At 73.6% G+C, this 488-nt stretch carries 1 protein-coding gene; it reads left to right on the forward strand.

Going from position 1 to position 488, the window contains the following annotated elements:
- Positions 1-488, forward strand: a 488-nt coding sequence (locus tag G3I71_RS46915) for a DUF6270 domain-containing protein (RefSeq protein WP_203733126.1), incomplete at both ends; no start/stop codon positions are given.

Consider the following 488-nt stretch of genomic DNA (forward strand, 5'->3'; position numbering starts at 1 on the left):
CGGCAGTCGCTCGTCAGCGCGTACGCGACGCCTCTCGCCGTCCCGCCGCCGCCAGGCGCGACGAGCACGTTCGCTGCGCGCCAGCACCACGGCGACCAGACGTCGTCCCTCCTCCCGCGGCTCCTCCACCGCGCCGCGCAAGTGGACCTGCTCCTCGTCGACCTGCAGGACGAGAGGAACGGCATCCTCGTGTCGGACGACCACACCACCACGCGGACGCCCGAGACGATGGCCGAACCCGGTCTCGAGGCGCACGGCGGGCTCGCCGTGCGCCACGTCGCCTTCGGCACCGACGAGCACCACACCCTGTGGTCGGCAGCCGCCCAGAGGTTCGTCGCCGACCTCCGGCGGCTCGGTCTGCTCGACCGCACCCTCGTGCTGGCCCTGCCGTGGGCCGAGCACACCGAGGACGGCCGCCCCACGACGCCGAGCTTCGGCGCGGACAGCGCACGACGCAACGACGAGTTCGCCCGGTACCACGACGTGCT

Origin of the sequence: Streptomyces sp. SID12501 (genome assembly GCF_010550245.1) — a bacterium.
In the GTDB taxonomy this organism is placed as follows: domain Bacteria; phylum Actinomycetota; class Actinomycetes; order Streptomycetales; family Streptomycetaceae; genus Streptomyces.